At 67.8% G+C, this 17,212-nt stretch carries 19 protein-coding genes; 12 read left to right on the forward strand and 7 right to left on the reverse strand.

The genetic code is table 11. The annotated features are described in order from the left end of the window. Nucleotides 1–58 precede the first annotated feature (58 nt). The 5 genes from HBF32_RS14010 to HBF32_RS14030 are packed head-to-tail and all read right to left on the reverse strand — an operon-like array spanning nucleotide 59 to nucleotide 3,275. Nucleotides 59–970, reverse strand: coding sequence for a tyrosine-type recombinase/integrase (locus tag HBF32_RS14010; protein ID WP_166700217.1), 912 nt, complete (start codon nucleotides 968–970; stop codon nucleotides 59–61). Continuing rightward, nucleotides 967–1,653, reverse strand: a complete 687-nt coding sequence (locus tag HBF32_RS14015) for a DUF484 family protein (protein ID WP_166700218.1) — start codon at nucleotides 1,651–1,653, stop codon at nucleotides 967–969. Before HBF32_RS14015 ends, HBF32_RS14010 begins: the two co-directional genes overlap by 4 nt. 53 nt (nucleotides 1,654–1,706) lie before the next feature. Next, on the reverse strand, nucleotides 1,707–2,534 hold the full coding sequence (dapF, locus tag HBF32_RS14020) for a diaminopimelate epimerase (protein ID WP_166700219.1): 828 nt from the start codon (nucleotides 2,532–2,534) through the stop codon (nucleotides 1,707–1,709). A 7-nt stretch (nucleotides 2,535–2,541) separates the two neighbouring features. Continuing rightward, nucleotides 2,542–2,760: an LPS translocon maturation chaperone LptM gene (gene lptM / locus HBF32_RS14025; RefSeq protein WP_166700220.1), complete on the reverse strand. Its 219-nt coding sequence runs from the start codon at nucleotides 2,758–2,760 to the stop codon at nucleotides 2,542–2,544. Nucleotides 2,761–2,804: 44 nt separating this feature from the next. Next, a complete protein-coding gene (locus HBF32_RS14030) occupies nucleotides 2,805–3,275 on the reverse strand; it encodes a GNAT family N-acetyltransferase (protein WP_166700221.1) in 471 nt (156 codons plus the stop codon). 223 nt (nucleotides 3,276–3,498) lie between these two features. On the opposite strand from HBF32_RS14030, the gene HBF32_RS14035 reads away from it, so the two are divergent. Beyond that, complete coding sequence (locus tag HBF32_RS14035; RefSeq protein ID WP_166700222.1) at nucleotides 3,499–4,983, forward strand: RimK family protein; 1,485 nt, start codon at nucleotides 3,499–3,501, stop codon at nucleotides 4,981–4,983. 6 nt (nucleotides 4,984–4,989) lie between these two features. Here the strand turns inward: HBF32_RS14035 and HBF32_RS14040 are convergent, their stop codons facing one another. Further along, a complete protein-coding gene (locus HBF32_RS14040) occupies nucleotides 4,990–5,208 on the reverse strand; it encodes a hypothetical protein (RefSeq protein WP_166700223.1) in 219 nt (72 codons plus the stop codon). A 204-nt stretch (nucleotides 5,209–5,412) separates the two neighbouring features. Between HBF32_RS14040 and aroE the strand changes: the two genes are divergently transcribed. From aroE to HBF32_RS14095, 11 genes are all read left to right on the forward strand, one after another. Next, nucleotides 5,413–6,249 (forward strand): shikimate dehydrogenase, encoded by an 837-nt coding sequence (gene aroE, locus HBF32_RS14045; RefSeq protein ID WP_166700224.1) that lies wholly within the window; start codon nucleotides 5,413–5,415, stop codon nucleotides 6,247–6,249. A 194-nt stretch (nucleotides 6,250–6,443) separates the two neighbouring features. Beyond that, nucleotides 6,444–6,962, forward strand: coding sequence for an energy transducer TonB (locus HBF32_RS14050; protein WP_166700225.1), 519 nt, complete (start codon nucleotides 6,444–6,446; stop codon nucleotides 6,960–6,962). A gap of 146 nt (nucleotides 6,963–7,108) precedes the next feature. Further along, complete coding sequence (locus HBF32_RS14055; protein ID WP_166697609.1) at nucleotides 7,109–7,600, forward strand: hypothetical protein; 492 nt, start codon at nucleotides 7,109–7,111, stop codon at nucleotides 7,598–7,600. A 110-nt stretch (nucleotides 7,601–7,710) separates the two neighbouring features. Further along, nucleotides 7,711–8,007 carry a hypothetical protein gene (locus tag HBF32_RS14060; protein WP_240147840.1) on the forward strand — a complete coding sequence of 99 codons (297 nt, stop codon included), beginning with the start codon at nucleotides 7,711–7,713 and terminating at the stop codon, nucleotides 8,005–8,007. A 38-nt stretch (nucleotides 8,008–8,045) separates the two neighbouring features. Then, nucleotides 8,046–8,579: a gamma carbonic anhydrase family protein gene (locus HBF32_RS14065; protein WP_166700226.1), complete on the forward strand. Its 534-nt coding sequence runs from the start codon at nucleotides 8,046–8,048 to the stop codon at nucleotides 8,577–8,579. Between the two features lie 109 nt (nucleotides 8,580–8,688). Next, complete coding sequence (locus HBF32_RS14070) at nucleotides 8,689–10,734, forward strand: M3 family metallopeptidase (protein ID WP_166700227.1); 2,046 nt, start codon at nucleotides 8,689–8,691, stop codon at nucleotides 10,732–10,734. Nucleotides 10,735–10,770: 36 nt separating this feature from the next. Continuing rightward, the gene (xth, locus tag HBF32_RS14075; protein ID WP_166700228.1) at nucleotides 10,771–11,538 is read left to right on the forward strand and encodes an exodeoxyribonuclease III; all 768 of its coding nucleotides are present in this window, start codon (nucleotides 10,771–10,773) and stop codon (nucleotides 11,536–11,538) included. Next, a complete protein-coding gene (locus HBF32_RS14080; protein ID WP_166700229.1) occupies nucleotides 11,535–12,206 on the forward strand; it encodes a YecA/YgfB family protein in 672 nt (223 codons plus the stop codon). The genes xth and HBF32_RS14080 overlap by 4 nt, the downstream gene beginning before the upstream one ends. Nucleotides 12,207–12,414: 208 nt before the next feature. Further along, nucleotides 12,415–13,248 (forward strand): pirin family protein, encoded by an 834-nt coding sequence (locus HBF32_RS14085; protein WP_166700230.1) that lies wholly within the window; start codon nucleotides 12,415–12,417, stop codon nucleotides 13,246–13,248. Nucleotides 13,249–13,292: 44 nt separating this feature from the next. Beyond that, on the forward strand, nucleotides 13,293–13,976 hold the full coding sequence (locus HBF32_RS14090) for an HAD family hydrolase (RefSeq protein ID WP_166700231.1): 684 nt from the start codon (nucleotides 13,293–13,295) through the stop codon (nucleotides 13,974–13,976). An 88-nt stretch (nucleotides 13,977–14,064) separates the two neighbouring features. Then, nucleotides 14,065–14,421, forward strand: a complete 357-nt coding sequence (locus tag HBF32_RS14095; RefSeq protein WP_166700232.1) for a hypothetical protein — start codon at nucleotides 14,065–14,067, stop codon at nucleotides 14,419–14,421. 91 nt (nucleotides 14,422–14,512) lie between these two features. Here HBF32_RS14095 and HBF32_RS14100 read toward each other — a convergent pair whose 3' ends face one another. Then, nucleotides 14,513–17,149 (reverse strand): glucosidase family protein, encoded by a 2,637-nt coding sequence (locus HBF32_RS14100; RefSeq protein WP_338039784.1) that lies wholly within the window; start codon nucleotides 17,147–17,149, stop codon nucleotides 14,513–14,515. Nucleotides 17,150–17,212: the final 63 nt, after the last annotated feature.

The raw sequence follows: 17,212 nt of genomic DNA on the forward strand, positions 1-17,212 counted from the left end.
CGTCAGAGGTGGGGATAACCGGGGAGCGGCGCAAGTCTTGGCGCCCCGCGGCTTCGCCTCAAGGCTTCCGCTTCGCCCGCGGATGCGCCGCGTCGTACACCTTCGCCAGGTGCTGGAAATCGAGGTGGGTGTAGATCTGGGTGGTGGCGATGTCCGCGTGGCCCAGGAGCTCCTGCACCGAGCGCAGGTCGCCGGAGGACTCCAGCATGTGGCTCGCGAAGGTGTGCCGGAGCATGTGCGGGTGGACCCGCTTCGCCTGTCCGCTGGAAAGCCTGGCCAGCCGCTGCTGCACGGTCCGGGGGGAGATGGTCGTCCCGTTCCGCCCCTTGAACACGGGCTGGTCCGGTCCGGCGGCGCCCAGGGCGGCCAGCGCCTTCAGGGCGGCGACCGCGAAACGGCCCACGGGAAGGATGCGCGTCTTGTTGCCCTTGCCCAGCACCCGGACCTGGCCGTCGTCGAGGTCGAGGTCCCGCCAGTGCAGGCCGCACAGTTCGGACAGGCGCAGGCCGCTGGAATAGAAGAGTTCCATCATCGCCGTGTCGCGCGGCGCCAGCGGGCCGCCGAGGCTGGTTTCCACCAGCTCCTTGGCCTCGTCGGCGTCCAGCACCTGGGGCAGCTTGCGCCGTACCTTGGGTCCGCGGACGCCGGCCGCCGGGTCGTGGTCCAGCCGGCCTTCGCGGGTGAGGTAGCGAAACAGTGTGCGGCAGGCGGAAAGCAGGCGCTGGATGCTGGTCGGCTCCAGGCCTTCGCGTACCTTGCCGTCCCGCCGCGGCGGCGGGCGGTGCAGGCGGGCGGTCATCGTCCGCATCCGGTCCGGGGTGAGCCGGTCGAAGCTGTCGAGGCCTTCGGCCTCCATGAATTCCAGCAGCTTGTCCAGGTCGCGCCGGTACGCCGCGAGCGTATGCGGCGACGGCGCCCGCTCGGCGGCGAAGTGGCCCAGGAAGGCCTCGACGGCGGCGCGCGGAGTCACGCCACCTTCCGCGCCCGTTCGATGGCGGAACCGACCGTGGTGGAGATCATGTCGAGGAACAGCGTGCCCATGCCCGGATGGAAGCGATCCGGATCCGCGCTGCCGATGGCCAGGAGGGCATCGGCACCGACGCGCATGAGCGCGGCCGAGCGCACGTCGGGCGCGGCCTCCCCGAACAGGCGGTGCAGCTTGTCGGGCGCCAGCCGGCCCGCGACGGGATCGCCGTGCTCGAGGAACGAGGCGAATTCCGGGAGCCCGGAAGCGCCGTGCGGCTCGCGTAGCAGCCACGGCTCGTCGGGCAAGCCGGCGAGGTCGCCGAAGAACACGAGGCGGATGCGTTCGGACTGGAAATCCTCGGTGAGCCGGCGGACCACCTGGCGCACGGTGTCCTCGATGTTGCCGGCGCCGAGCAGCGCGAGCATCAGCCCGTGCACGCGGCGCATCAGTTTCTCGTTGTCGCCGGCCACGGCGGTGAGTTCCCTGAGCCGCCCCTCGAGTTCGGCGTTCTTTTCGCGCAGGCCACGCAACTGGTGAACGGCGAGGGAGGACGCGGGCCCGTTCGCACTGGGTAGCACGAGCTCGTGGGCGAGTTCGGGGTAGGCGACGAGGAAGTCAGGGTGCCGCCTCAGGTAGGACGCCACGGTGGCTGGCTTGATGTCGCCGTCGATCGCGGTGTCGGTCATGCGTGCTTCCTCGAATGCTTGCGTGCGCAGTGTGCCCCGTTCGCGAGCGAACGTCACACCTCGCCTTCGAAAACGAAGGCGGCGGGGCCCGTCATCCACAGGGTATGGCCCGGGCCATGCCATTCGATGGTGAGCGTGCCGCCCGGGAGTTCGACGTCCACGACCGGCGCGGCGAGACCCAGCGACTGGGCCACGGCCGCCGCCGCGCAGGCGCCGGTGCCGCAGGCGCGAGTCCAGCCGCTGCCTCGTTCGTGCACGCGCAGGCGAATGCGATCCGGCCCCAAGCGCTGGGCGAAGCCCACGTTGGCGCCCTGTGGGAACACGGGATGCGCGGTAAGAACCGGGCCGAGGCGGTCGACCCGCGGATCGGCGATATCGTCGACCAGCAGCACGCCGTGCGGATTGCCCATGGAGACGGCGCCGAAGCTCACGTCTTCGCCATCCACGTGGACGGTGTAGACGGCGTGCGGCGGCAGGTCGAGCGGAATGGCGGCAGGTGCGAAATCCGGCTCGCCCATGTCGACCACCACCCTGCCCTCGTCCAGCACGCGGACGGTGACCGGGCCCGAGGGGCTTTCCAGGCGCACGTCGGTGTCGCGCTCGATGGCGCCGTCGCGGTAGAGCCATGCCGCCACGCAGCGCACGCCGTTCCCGCACTGGCCCGAGGGCGAGCCGTCCGCGTTCCAGATTCCGTAGTAGAACGCGCAGGAGGGATCGCGGGCGGACTCGATGCTGATCAGCTGGTCGAAGCCGATGCCGGTGTGCCGGTCGGCCAGCGCGGCCACGCGCGCCGCGTTCGGAACGCGCGGCGGATCCTCGCGCCAGTCGACGATGACGAAGTCGTTGCCGATCCCATGCATCTTGGTGAAGCGGGAGGCCATCGCGGCGTTACGGATGGATCACGGAATTGAACGGCTGGCTGGAGGTGCTGGCCGGCGGCGGCGCGAGCGAGGTATCCCTCTCCGTCGGCTGCGCCGGGGTGGCCTGGGGCGTTGCCGTGGTACCCGCCGCGGGCGGAGGCGGCAGGAACAGCGGGCCCTTGTTTCCACACCCCGCGAGCGCGGCGGCGCCGGCGGCGAGGGCGATGGGCAGGATGAGTCGGCGCATGGGGCAACTCCTTTGAGCGGTCGCCAGTATAGCCTCGGGTCCGCTCAAAGCTGCTTTTCGAAGCGGAAGGCGTCGGTGCCGTCGGCGTAGTAGTTGGCGTATTCGCCGATGCGCGCATAGCCCAGCCGTTCGTACAGGCGGATCGCCACGGCGTTGTCCTTGCGCACTTCCAGCCGCAGCGAGCGGCAACCGCGCACGCGGGCGGCGTCCTCGGACGCCTCGACCAATGCCGAACCGACGCCCTTGCCCTGTGCCTGCGGCGTGGTCGCGATCGAATACAGCCGCGCCACGGTCGTGCCCTTGCGGAAGAACACGACGGCGGTGCCGAGGAAGCGGCGATGGTTGGCGCTGGCGACGAGCACCAGGGCGCTCTCGCTGTCGAGGTGCTTGCGGTACTGGGCGCGACTCAGGCGATCCTGCGCGAAGCTGGATTCCTCGAGGGCGACGAGATCGTCGAGATCGCTGACTTCGGCGCGACGAACGCGCACCGCGGCGGTGACCGGGGGTGGACGCATGCGCTTGGGAACTCCGGCGCGGTGGGGACGGGGCGGGGTGGGCAAGCGCGGCACTGTAGACCTCGGCGAAGCGTGGATCAATGACTTTTTCATGAACCCGTCCGGCACGGCGCGGACACGGTGCTTGTGCGCCGCGGTGGGGGAAGGACACACTGCGCCACCGGCGATACGATCGATCCCAGGCGGGGTCGAAGGAATGGCATTCGCCGCCAGCAGAGGTGTCATGAGCAGGCTCGTCATCGTCGTGGAGAAAGCCTCGGACTGGGGCTCCTATTACCCGTCCGCCGATGTCGTCACCGCGATGGATTACCTGCGCCAGCCGGTGGGTGGGGACGACGAGCGCACCCACGTCATCAACCTCTGCCGCAGCTACAAGTACCTGGGCACGGGCTATTACGTGTCGCTGCTTGCCGAGGCCCGCGGGCACAAGGTCATTCCCTCCGTGCGCACGGTAAACGACCTGCGTCGCCGTTCGCTGTACGGCCTGGACATCGACGACCTCAACCAGAAGCTCTCCAACTTCCTCCCCGCCGGCGGGCGCGACACCACCGATTTCGGCGTGCTCGTCTATTTCGGGGAAACCGCCTACCCGGACCTGCAGGATCTTGCGAGGCAACTGTTCGACATGTTCCCGTGCCCGCTCATGCGCATCGAGTTCGAGCGCGACCGCGTCTGGCAGGTGTCCTCGATCAAGCCCGTGGGGCTGCACACGCTCGACGATGCGCAGGAAGATGCCTTTGCGCAGGCGCTGGACAAATTCTCGCGCAAGATCTGGCGCAAGCCGCGCGCGCGCCGCCGGTTCCGCTACGACATCGCGATGCTGGTCGATCCGAACGAGAAGATGCCGCCTTCGAACAAGAAGGCACTGAAACACTTCATCGAGGCCGGCAAGCACCTGGGTATCGAAGTGGATCCGATCGGCAAGAACGACTACCAGCGCCTTGCCGAATACGACGGCCTGTTCATCCGCGAGACCACCGCCAGCGACAACCATACCTACCGCTTCGCCCATCGCGCGGAGAAGGAAGGCATGGTGGTGATCGACGATCCCACGTCCATTCTCCGCTGCACGAACAAGATCTTCCTCAACGACCTCATGGTGGCGCGCAAGCTCGCGACGCCCGCCACGGAGATCCTCTACCGCGACGACATGCGGCGCCTGCGCGACCTGCCGGACCGCCTCGGCCTGCCCATCGTGCTGAAGATTCCCGACGGATCGTTTTCGCGCGGGGTGGTCAAGGTGGAAACCCGCGAGGCGCTGGAGAAGGCGGCGAGCGAACTGTTCTCGCACAGCGCCCTGCTGATCGCCCAGGAATACCTCTACACCGAGTTCGACTGGCGCGTCGGCGTGCTGAACCACGAGGCGCTCTACGCCTGCCAGTACTACATGTCGCGCGGCCACTGGCAGATCTACAACCATGGCGCGAAGGGCAGTGCGAAATCGGGCGGCTTCCGCACGGTGCCGGTCCGCAACGCTCCCGCCGAAGTGGTGAAGCTGGCGCTCAAGGCCACGCAGACCATCGGCGACGGCTTGTACGGCGTGGACCTGAAACAGGTGGGCGACAGGCCGGTGGTGATCGAGGTCAACGACAATCCGTCGATCGATGCCGGCGTCGAGGATGCTTATCTTGGCGACGACCTCTACCTGCGCATCATGCAGGAGTTCCTGCGCCGCCTCGAACTGAAGCGGCTGGGTATCCACGGCTGACGCTGATCAGCGCCGCAGCAGGCTGGCCAGCAGCGACATCGGCAAACCCGGCTTCATCGCCACCAGGATGCTCGCCGGGGCCAGCAGCAGCCAGAACGCGGGCGTCCAGCCGAGCGCGTCGCTGTGTCCCGAGAGCGGAGTGAGCAGGAGCAGCAGTGCGCCGCCGGCCAGCCAGGCCAGGGCGATGAGGGCGCGCAGGCGGCGCGGCGAAAGCGTGTCGTGCATGGCGTACTCCCGGCATCGGTAGGCGATGCCGGGAAGCTAAGCCCACACTGTCTCAGAAGCCGCGACCGGTGCGCCCGGCAGGCGCCGCCATGGCGACGAGGCAACCTCGCGACAAGGCCGCAAGCCCGCCCTCGCCGCCATGGCGGCTCCTACAAGGCTCGGCTCCTGCCATAATTTGTCCCAGCATGAGCCAAGGGAAAATCCATGAGCGCTGAAGCGCACCGTTACGCCGTATTCGGTCACCCGATCGCGCATTCGCTGTCCCCGGAAATTCACAAAGCCTTCGCCACGCAGCTCGGCATCCACCTGAGCTACGAAGCGATCGACGCGGCGCCCGGGCGGTTCGAGCAGGCGGTCCGTCGCTTCTTCGCCGAAGGCGGTCTTGGCGCCAACGTGACCCTGCCGCACAAGAACGCCGCCTTCGCATTGGCCGCCAAACGGACGGAAGCCGCCACCCGCGCCGGCTCGGCCAACACCCTTACCCCGCTCGTGAACGGCGCCATCGAGGCACACAACACCGACGGTAGCGGCTTCGTGCGCGACATCACCGAACGCCACGGCTTCGACCTGCGCGGCCACGATGCCCTGCTGCTCGGCGCCGGCGGCGCCGCAAAGGCGGTGGCCTGGGCCCTCGTGGACGCCGGGGTACAATCGCTGACCATCGTCAACCGAACGCCCGAACGCGCCGACGAACTCGCCGACGCCATCGGCGAGCCCGCTCGTTGTTACACCCGTTACTGGGACGGCCTCGACGGCGAATCCTTCAACCTCGTGGTAAACGCCACGTCCATCGGCGTCCTCGGCGGCAGCTTCGACCTGCCGACCTCGATCCTGAAGGATCATTCCACCTGCTATGACCTCAGCTACGGTGTCGCCGCGGCGGCGTTCAAGGGCTGGGCGCTGGCTGCCGGTGTGCGTCCGGACTGGTTCCGCGACGGCCTCGGCATGCTCGTGGAACAGGCCGCCGACGCCTTCGAGCGCTGGCATGGCCAGCGTCCCGACACCGACCCGGTCTACCGGATGCTGCGCGAGCGTTTCTGAAGCGGGCGCTTCAGCGGGTAAGCAGCTGGCGCACGCCGAGCGCGACGACGAGACGGTTACGGGAACCCTGCGGGAGCCAGCTATGCCGGCGATCCCGCCACGGAACTGCAACAATCGGGCGGGAAGATGGCGCGCCCGCCGGGGCCGGCCGACAGGGGGCCTGCCTGGTTGCGGGTGCTCCCCCGGATTCCCCCATGTCCAAGTTCGCCCTTGCCGCGCCTCCCCGCCGCGCGGTCGTCGTCGTCATTGTCGCCGTGGTACTGGCCACCGCGGCGTTCGCGTCGCTGCGCCTGCGCCAGCCGGCGACGATCGCCGCGCCGGATACCGGCGCCGTTGCGGAGTCGCCCGCGGACGCGGGTGAATCGAGCGGTGTCGAAATCCTTCTCGGGCTGGCGCGCCAGGCGACGCACGACGGCCGCCTCGTATCGCCGCAGGGCAACAACGCTTATGAGTATTACCTCAGCGTGATCCAGCTCGAGCCGAACAACGCCACCGCCCAGGACGCGCTGCGCGAAACGATCCCGTTCGCCTCGCAGGAGATCGAGCGGCTGATCAATCGCCGCGATCTGGAAGAGGCACGACGTGAAATAGCCCTCCTCCGCGATTACGACCCGACCAATTACACCCTGATCATCCTCGGCGCGAAGCTCGACGCGCAGCAGCAGGTCGTGACCGCCGAGGACGAGGCGAAGGCTGACGCAATGCGTCGGTGAAAGGGCGGTAGCGGTTCAGGAACAGGACCGTAGGCGAACGTCATCGTCTGCGGGCGCGTCGGAGACGACGCGCGGTCCTCTCAATCCCGCGCCGGGGAACGGGCACTCCGGCAGGTCCGCCCGCATACCTACTATGGAGTTTCACCATGAACATGATCGTTCGTCCGCTCGCCCTCGCCCTTTTCCTCGCCGTACCCCTGATGGCCGTTGCCCAGGTCCAGGGCGGCAACGGCTGGCGCCCACCCACCGGATCGCAGGGCAGCAACATGGAGGCAGGCGAGCAGCCCGCGCCGCTGCACGGCGGCAACGGCTGGCGTCCGCCGGCCGGCTTCCAGGGCGGCAATGGCGTGGCAGGCGAGCCGTCCGCGGCGCAGCAGGGTGACAACGGCGAGGGGACGGGTCGTCGCGTCGCGCGCTCGATCGGTGGCAACGCGCTGCGTTGCAGCGTTACCGATTTCCATACGTTCGATGGCTTCATCGCCGGCAAGCCGACCCCGGTCGAGTTCGTCGCCGCCTACTCGTGCGTCACGCTTGTCCTTCCCGGCGACTTCGCCAGCAGGGAGCTGCGCCCGGACAACAGCCGCTATTTCGCCGACCTCGATGCGCACGGCCGGATCGTCGGCGGTTACTTCCAGTAAGCCATGACGGGATGGGCGCCGGGTTCCGGCGTCCATTCGTGATCCGCTTCATGTGCGGCTTAGCGTGTTCGAAGGATAATGCGGGTTCCCCGAGGCAAGGAGCCTTACCCATGAATCGCATCACCCCGCTCTTCTTCATGATCGTCCTCGGCGCCGCCGCCGTCAGTGCCTGCCAGACCACGCCGGTCGCACCGCCGAAGCCCGTCGCCGGCTTCGTCACGGACATGAAGGCTTTCGATGCCTTCATCGCCACCCGGCCCACCCCCGAGCAGTTCCACGCGGCCTACCCCGACGTCATGCTGGTCACGCCGGACATGATCACGACCCGGGAGATGCGTCAGAACAACAGCCGTTACTTCCCGAAGATGGATGCCGAGGGCCGCATCGTGGGCGGTTCGTTCATGTGATCGGCCGTGGCCATGGCGGCAGCGATTACAATGCCGCCATGTCCACCTCCCTCCGGCCCTTCAAGGGCATCCTGCCGCGCCTGGGCGCCCGCGTTTACGTCGACCCTGCCGCCACCGTCATCGGAGACGTCGAACTGGCCGACGACGCGTCCGTCTGGCCGGGCGCGGTCCTTCGCGGCGACGTCCATCACATCCGCATCGGCGCCCGCAGCAACCTGCAGGACGGCGCCATCGTCCATGTGACCCATGACGGCCCCTATACCCCCGGCGGGTTTCCCACGATCGTCGGCGCCGACGTCACCATCGGACATGGGGCGGTCATCCACGCCTGCACCATCGAAGACGGTTGCCTCATCGGCATGCACGCCACCGTGCTCGACGGCGCGGTGGTGAAGAAGAACGGCTTCGTGGGCGCCGGGGCGGTGATTCCCCCGGGGAAGGTGGTCGGCGAGCGGGAGCTCTGGGTCGGGAACCCCGCGCGGATGCTCCGCGTGCTCAGCGACGCCCAGGTGGAGCAGCTCTACTACTCGGCCGCCAACTACGTCCGCCTGAAGGACGCGTACCTGGCCTAGTCGCGGTACGCGTCCGTGGGGCGCCGGAAGGGGCGGCGCGTCTCGACATGCCGCCGCTTGATTTGGCCGCGCCGGGGCACCACGCTGATCGCCTGACAGGAGATCGCCCATGGACACCCCTACCAACCCCCTGCTCGACCCGCATGGCCTGCCCGCTTTCTCGGCCATCCGGCCGGAGCACGTGGAGCCGGCCATCGACGCCCTCGTGGCGGAGCAGCGGGCCGCCATCGAACGCATCGCCGCCCCCGGCGGCGTGCGCGATTTCGACCATGTGATGCTCGCCCAGGAGCGCCTCGACCAGACCCTGGCCCACGCCTGGTCCCCGGTCAGCCACCTGCACTCGGTGGCGGATTCCGAGGCCCTGCGCAAGGCGCACGGCAACGCCGAGGAAAAGCTCACCGATCTCGGCATCGAGGTCGGCCAGAACCGGGACCTCTATGCCGCCGTGCAGGCCGTGGCGGACCGCCCGGACTTCGGTTCCCTGCCGGCGGCTGCCCGCGCCGCCGTCGACCACGCCCTGCGCGATTTCCGCCTCTCCGGCGTGGCGCTGGAGGAACCCGCGCGCAGCCGCTTCCGTGAGATCGGCGTGGAGCTGTCGCGCCTCACCACCGAGTTCTCCAACGCGGTGCTCGACGCCACCGAGGCCTGGCACCAGCACATCACCGACGAGCGCGACCTCGCCGGCATCCCCGCTTCGGGCCGGGCCGTCCTGCGCGAATACGCGCGCGAGGAAAACCTCGAGGGCTTCCTCGTCACGCTGAAGCAGCCCAGCGTGCAGGCGGTGCTCACCTACGCCGAGAAGCGCGACCTGCGCGAGGCCGTCTACTACGCCTACCAGACGCGCGCCTCGGACCAGGGCCCGACCAAGGGCAAGTTCGACAACTCGGAGCGCATCGAGAAGATCGTGGCCCTGCGCCACGAGGCGGCCCGGTTGCTCGGCTTCGCCAATGCCGCCGAGGAATCGCTGGCGACGAAGATGGCCCGCTCGCCCGACGTCGTCCTCGCGTTCCTCCGCGACCTCGCCGCGCGCGCGAAGCCGGTGGCGCGCAAGGAACTCGACGAATTGCGCCGCTTCGCTACCGAAGAGCTGAAGATCGACAACCTGGAACCCTGGGACATCGCCTTCGCCGCCGAGCGTCTGCGCCAGCGCCGTTATGCGATCGACGAGGAACAGATCAAGCCGTACTTCCCCGCTTCCGCCGCGATCGACGGTCTGCTGATGGTGGTGGAACGCCTCTACGGCATCCGCTTCGCCCCGCGGACGGATGTCGACACCTGGCACAAGGACGTGACGTACTACGATCTGGTCGACGCCAGCGGCACCGTTTTCGCCGGCGCGTACCTCGACCTCTATGCGCGCTCCGGCAAGCGCGGCGGCGCATGGATGGACGTATGCGCGGCGCGTTTCCGCGACGGCGAGCACCTGCAACTGCCCATTGCCTTCCTCACCTGCAATTTTCCGCCGCCGACCGAGGGCATGCCGGCGCTGCTCACGCATGACGACGTGCTGACGCTGTTCCACGAATTCGGCCACGGCCTCCACCACATGCTGACCGAGGTGGATATTCCCTCGGTGGGCGGCATCGACGGCGTGGAATGGGATGCGGTGGAGCTGCCCAGCCAGTTCATGGAGAACTTCGCGTGGGATCGCGACGCGTTGCGTTCCTTCGCGAAGCACTACGAAACCGGCGAGTCGCTGCCCGACGAGCTGTACCAGCGCATGCTCGACGCCCGCCATTTCCACGCAGGCCTGTTCCTCGTGCGCCAGCTGGAGTTCGGGTTGTTCGACTTCCGCCTGCACCTGGAGTACGACCCCGCGAAGGGCGCGCGACCGCTCGACGTGCTGGAAGAGGTGCGCCACGAGGTGGCCGTGCTCCATCCGCCGGCCTGGCAGCGCTTTCCGCATGCGTTCACCCATATCTTCGCGGGCGGATATTCGGCCGGTTACTACAGTTACCTCTGGGCGGAGGTGCTTTCCGCGGATGCCTTCGAGGCGTTCGAGGAAGCCGGCGTGCTGGATCGCGCCACGGGCGAGCGGTTCCGCAAGGAAGTGCTGGCGGTGGGCGCCACCCGGCCGGCCCTGGAGTCGTTCAAGGCCTTTCGCGGCCGCGAGCCCCGCCCCGATGCCCTGCTGAAGAGTTACGGGCTGACCTGATCGTCCGACGGTCGGAGTGTCCTTTACAATGGCCCGATGAAGATCGCGTCATGGAACGTCAACTCGCTGAAGGTCCGGCTGCCCCATCTCCAGCAATGGCTGGCGGAAGCGCAGCCGGACATCGTCGCCCTGCAGGAAACCAAGACCGTCGACGAGAAGTTTCCCGTCGACGAGATCGCGGCGATGGGCTACCGCGCCGTATTCTCCGGGCAGAAGACCTATAACGGCGTCGCCATCCTCGCGCGCGACGAACCCGTCGACGCCGTCACCGACATCGAGGGTCTCGACGACCCGCAGCGGCGGATCCTCGCCGCCACGGTGGGCGACATCCGCGTCGTCAACCTTTATGTGGTGAACGGCAAGGCGCTCGGCGACGAGAAGTACGCGTACAAGCTGCACTGGCTCGCGAAAGTCCGCGATTTCCTCGCGGAAGAGATCGCCCGCCACCCGAAGCTGGTGGTGCTGGGCGATTTCAACATCTGCCGCGACGACCGCGACGTGTACGATCCGGTGGCCTGGGGCGAAGACATCTTCTGCTCGCCGCCGGAGCGCGCCGCACTCCAGGCGTTGCTGGATGTCGGTCTTCATGACAGTTTCCGGCTGTTCACCGAAGATGCGGGTCTTTTCAGCTGGTGGGACTATCGTCAGGCAGCGTTCCGTCGCAACATGGGCCTGCGGATCGACCTTATCTTGATCAGCGATGCGCTCAAATCCGTCGCGACCTCGTCGATCATCGACAAGGCACCGCGCAAGTGGGAACAGCCGTCCGACCACGCGCCCGTCGCGTTGGAGTTGAATCTTTGAACACACCGAAGTCCGAATGGCCGAGTTCCCTCGACGACAAGGAACTCGAAGAACTCGACACCTACCTCCGCGCACACGGCGGCGAGGGCGACCTCATGCTCGACGGCGTGCATGGGCTGCTCTCGGCGGTGGCCATCGGCCCTCTCGAGGTGAAACCCGAGGAATGGCTGCACGAAGTGCTGCACGACGCGTTCGACGACGAGAACGAAGGCAACCGCGTGCTGGCGCTGCTGGCGAAGCTCAACGACTCGATCGGCGCGGAACTCGACGTGGATGCGTACGAACCCATCCTTGGCGAGGTGGACACCGAGGAAGGCCCGCTGCTCTCGGCCGCCGGCTGGTGCGAGGGTTTCAGCCGCGGCATCGACATGCGCGCCCAGATCTGGGAGAACCGGCTGGCGGAAGATCCCACGCTGATGCAGCTGCTCGGCCCGATCATGGCGCTGGCGGTGGACGAAGGCGTGCTGCAGGCGGACGCGGAGTTCGAGAAGCTTACCGACGAGGAATACGACGAGTGCCTGGGCCAACTGCCCGAGGTGCTGAATGCCGTCGGCGACTACTGGCGCGAATCCCCGCCCACCGAGGCCGAACTCCAGGCCCTCACCCGCCCCCGCGTGGAAGGCGAGGAAGGCCCGCCCCGCCACCGCGCCGGTCACTGGGTCCATTGACAAAAATGTGGGAGCCGCTATAGCGGCGAGAAGCCAACAAAGCGATGAAGCGGGAGAGAAGCTACCCGATCGATGAAGCGGCAAGGCAAGTTCCCCTCGCCGCTATAGCGGCTCCTACAGGTGGCGTGGTGGAACAGATCGTTCACTAACGGGATCTTGGCCGAAGCGCTCCGAAACGGCATCTTCGCTCCAACCAAGGAGCCACCCCATGACCACCCCCCGCCACATCACCCGCCGCGTCCGCGGCATGGACACCTCCGACGGCGCCGGCGTGAAGCTCAAGCGCGTCATCGGCCAGCCGGCGCTCGACATGCTGGACCCCTTCCTGCTGCTCGACGAGTTTCGCTCCGACCAGGCCGGCGACTACATCGAAGGCTTTCCCGAGCATCCGCACCGCGGTTTCGAAACGGTGACCTACATGCTCGCCGGCCGCATGCGCCACGGCGACAACCACGGCAACCGCGGCGACCTCGGCCCCGGCAGCGTGCAGTGGATGACCGCCGGCCGCGGCATCCTGCATTCGGAGATGCCCCAGCAGGAGGAAGGCCTCATGTGGGGATTCCAGCTGTGGGTGAACCTGCCCGCCGCCGACAAGATGGTGGAACCGCGTTACCAGGACATCCCGCCGGCCTCGATCCCCGTGGTGCATCCGGCGGATGGCGTTACCGTCCGCGTGGTCGCCGGGGAGCTGGCGGGTGCGACGGGTCCGGTCAGCGGGGTCAGCACCGAGCCGGTCTACCTCGACATCGCGCTGGAGGCCGGGGCGCGCTTCGATCTTGCGCTTCCCGAAGGGCACAGTGCCTTCGCTTACGTGTTCGACGGCGAGGCGGCGACGGTGGCCGGCGGGTCGCTGGCGCGAAGCGAGCTGGGGGTGCTGTCGAAGGGCGATGCGGTGAGCTTCGCCGCCGAAAGCCCCGCCCGCATCCTGTTCGTCGCCGGTCGGCCCTTGGCCGAGCCGGTGGCCCGATACGGTCCCTTCGTGATGAACACGCCGGCCCAGATCCACGAGGCGATCGCCGACTTCCGCGCCGGGAAGTTCTGATCATGTCCGCGACAAGGTTTCCTTGAGGTTGTAATCTGACAGGCATGTCCAGACACAAGCATGCCTTTCTCTTCGACCTCGACGGCACCCTGGTCGACAGCGTTTACCAGCATGTACTCGCGTGGAAGGAATCGCTCGACATGGAGGGGATCGACCTCTCCGTGTGGCGCATCCACCGCAAGATCGGCATGAGCGGTGGGCTTTTCACCGATATCCTCCTGCGCGAGACGGGTACCGAGATCACGCCGGACCGCATCGACCGCCTGCGCCGCAACCATGCGGCCGCCTATGGGCGGCTGGCCGAGGCCGGGGCCGTCAAACCGCTGCCCGGCGCCGTGGAACTGCTGGCCTGGCTGACCGACGCGAAGATTCCCTGGGCGATCGCCACCTCGGGCCGGATGGAAACGGCGGCCCACAACATCGCCGCGCTGGGCGTCGACCCGGCCAAGGTGCCCGTGGTGACCCGCGACCAGGTCCGTCACGCCAAGCCCGACCCGGACCTCTTCGTGACCGCGGCCGAACGCCTCGGCACCGACATCCGCGACGCGATGGTGATCGGCGACGCCATATGGGACATGCTTGCCGCACAGAGGGCCCGGGCCCTGGGTATCGGGCTGCTCTCGGGTGGCTATGGGGAGAACGAGCTCGAGCGCGCCGGCGCCTACCGCGTGTTCGAGGACCCGGCGGACCTGCTCCGCCATATCGACGAAGTCGCCGCACGAAGCTGAACGGACGTGGGAAGTTCCCCCAGGCATTTAGGCGGGGGACGGGTAGGGCTCCGTAGCATTGGCCTGTACGCAAAGGATTCGATTGACCATGCGCTTTTTCCTCACCGCGGTTCCACTGACGGTCGCCTTCATCATCGCGGCCTGCTCGCATTCCGAGCCCACCGCGCCCACCGCCAGTCCGGCGGCGGCGTCGACGGCCGCTTCCCCTGCCCCGGGGAAGACCGCGCCGGCCAATGCCGCGCTCGGTTCGCCCGAGTGGTACGCCTGGGTGGACCGGACCCTGGCCGTGAGCGACGACGGCCATGGGCCGCAGGCCGGCAGCGAGGAATGGAACCAGGCGGTGAACCGCAAGCTGGGCCAGGAAGCCCCGCAAAGCCAGCCCGGCTCCGCGGAATGGCAACAGGCGGTGGACGCGCTGCTGCGCACCCGCGTCGCGACCCACTGAGCCATCGCCTGTAGGAGCCGCCATGGCGGCGAGAAGCCTACGGAGCGATGAAGCGGCGACGCGCAGCTTGCCCTCGCCGCCATAGCGGCTCCTACAGGTTTACCTTCAGCGCGGTCGTTCCCGTCGGCAGTTTAGTCTCGCCCGATGGCAGCGAAAGGACGATGCCGCCCGGCGGGTTTAGCGGCTGCGTCACGGTCAGCAGTGCTTCGCCATCCTTCGTTTTCAGCGTGTACCCGAACCGCCCGTAAGGCGTGCGCAGGTCGTGGATCGCGATGCCCTCGCCTTCCAGCCATGAGGGTTGCACGCCGGCGGCGACGACCAGCGCACCGTCCGCATCGCGGTCGTAGGCGAACATGTCCAGCGCCGAACGCACGTAGTCCGAGGCGATCCAGGCATGCGGCATGTCGCCGACGAAGCGCGGCTCGCGAGGATCGCGTCCCACGACCTCCGCCCACTGGTTCCAGGCAGCCGGCCGGCGGTCGGCGAAGAAGAATGCAAGCAGTTCGTCGAGACGATCCCGCCAGCCAAGTCGGACGAAACTCGCGACCGTGCGGATCTCGTAGGGTGTGTAGTCCTTCCACGCGGTCTTGCCGTCGCGTCGTGCGACGAACGCCTGCCAGTACTTCTCGAAAGTGCGGCCGAGCAACCCGGCTGGCAGGCGCGACTGTTCGCCGCCCGGCGACAGTGCGATGGTCGTCGACGTGGCATCGAAATCGCCCAGCTCCGCGGAACCCGGGATGAAGTCGATACCCTTCGCTTTCACGGCCGCGACGATCGATGCGTGCAGGTCGGCACGGAACTGGTCGCGCGAGGCGGCGAAGCGCCGGGCATCCTCGACCTTCCCGAGTGCCTTCGCGAGTTCCACCGCGTCGTCGTAACCCTTGAGCGCCCAGAAGTCGTCCCAGTACGAATGCATCGGCTTGGCCGAATAGCCTTCGTGGCTGATCGATGCGGGCAGCAGGCCGTAGAGCGCGCGATCCGGACCGTCAAGGCGCGAAGGTTGCCGCTCGCCGGCACGCAGCTTGTCCATGTAAGCAACCGCCCTGCGCACATGCGGATAGAGCGCCTCCGCGACCGCGCGGTCGTGCGTGTAACGCCAAAGCTCCGCCACGCTGAAGACGAGTTCGCCGTGGCTGTCGTTCTCCGGCACGGGATCGGACCCGCGCGCATCGACGCAGCAGGGGACCTTGCCGTTGGAGAACTGGTGGGGCGCATACCAGCGGATGAATTCGCCGGCGACGTCCTCGTGTCCGGTGCGCAGCAGGCCTTCCAGCATCATCGCGCCGTCGCGCACCCAGGTGCGCGAGTACGAGCGGGTACCCGGCTGCAGTGCCGGGCCATCGCGCGACATGAGGATCTGGGCGATGCCGCTCTTCATGGTGTCGACGATCGGTTGCGCCTTCGCCGGCACGCTTATGTCGACGCGATCAAGCGTGTCCCGCCACGCGGCGGCGACGGCGTCGGCATGCACGGTCAACCACGTCCCGGCGTCGGCGGGCATGGCAACCTGCTCGTCCGGCTTCACCGGCACGACCACGCCGAGATCGACATGACCGTGCGCCGGCAGGTGGAGGTCGTACAGCAATCCGCCCTGTGCAAAACCCTGGTCGTCATGCAGCGACGTCGTCGAAGGACGCTCGCCCGCGTCGAGCCGTTCGCTCAGTGTCTTCGGCTGGTTGGTGCTGGCAACGAAGCGCGTGGTCCGCTGGAGGGGCACGACCTTGCGGACGCCGTTGACCGTGAGCGCGTGGCCGTCCCAGGACAGGTCGTCGATGCGGCTCGTCCCGCCCGGTGCGTTGAGGAACTGCGTGGGCGGATTGACCTGGAAAGGCCTTGCCGCGAGGACGAGCGTCACGTCGCGTGGGGCGTCGCCATCGTTGGCGACACGGTAGCTGACCACGAGCTGCGAACGGCCAGGTTTGCCCTGTGCGAAGGCGGTCGTGGTCAGCGCGAGCGCTCCTGCTTCCCAGCGCACCGATGGCATGGGCAGGTAACGATCGCGCAACGAAGGGACAGTCTTCACGTCCGCCCAGGTCAGCAGCCTGTCGCCGTCGATGAGGAAGGGCTCGATCGAGAAGCCGCCGCGGGATACCTCGACGGCACCGTCTTCGGAGATCAGCGCGGAGTCGCGGCTGCCGCCGTCCACGCCGACGATCGTCCAGTAAGACTGCTCGCCCGAGAAGCCGCGCGGATACAGGCCGCGGCGCACCTGCTTCGCGCGGGATTCGAAGACGGCATTCGGCGTGGGCGGCGGCGGCGGAACGGCTTCGGGGTTCCGGGCGGCCATCCGCAGGTTGTCGAAGCAGACCTCACCCCTGTTCTGCCCACCCGGTTCCCGCGCTTCCTTGTAGATCACGAACTCCACCTCGCGCGTATGGCGAAGGGTGCGGTCCTCGATCGGGCCCCAGGCGAACTCGACCTGCCGGCTCGTCGCCTCGATGGTCCGCCAGTGGTCGGTGGGAACGAACGACGACGTCGGGTACCACCACACGTTGTCGCCGCTGTCGTCGATGAACTTCAGCTGCAAGGTATTCGGCGGCATCTGGCCGCGCACGTCGAAGCTCAGCGCGAAACCGGGCGGAAAATCCACGGGCAGCGTCTTGCGGATCGACGCCGCGCCGGACACGCCGTTGAAGTCGTAATCGAGGCAGATGGCCTGTCCCGTCTTGCCCGGTACCGCGCGGATAGACGCCGAGACATCGTCGGTATGGTCGGCTTTCCAGCCCACCGTGGTATCGAAGGTGTCGAGGATACCCGCATGTGCGCACGACGATACGAGTAGTGCTGCGAC

Source organism: Luteibacter yeojuensis (assembly GCF_011742875.1).
In the GTDB taxonomy this organism is placed as follows: domain Bacteria; phylum Pseudomonadota; class Gammaproteobacteria; order Xanthomonadales; family Rhodanobacteraceae; genus Luteibacter; species Luteibacter yeojuensis.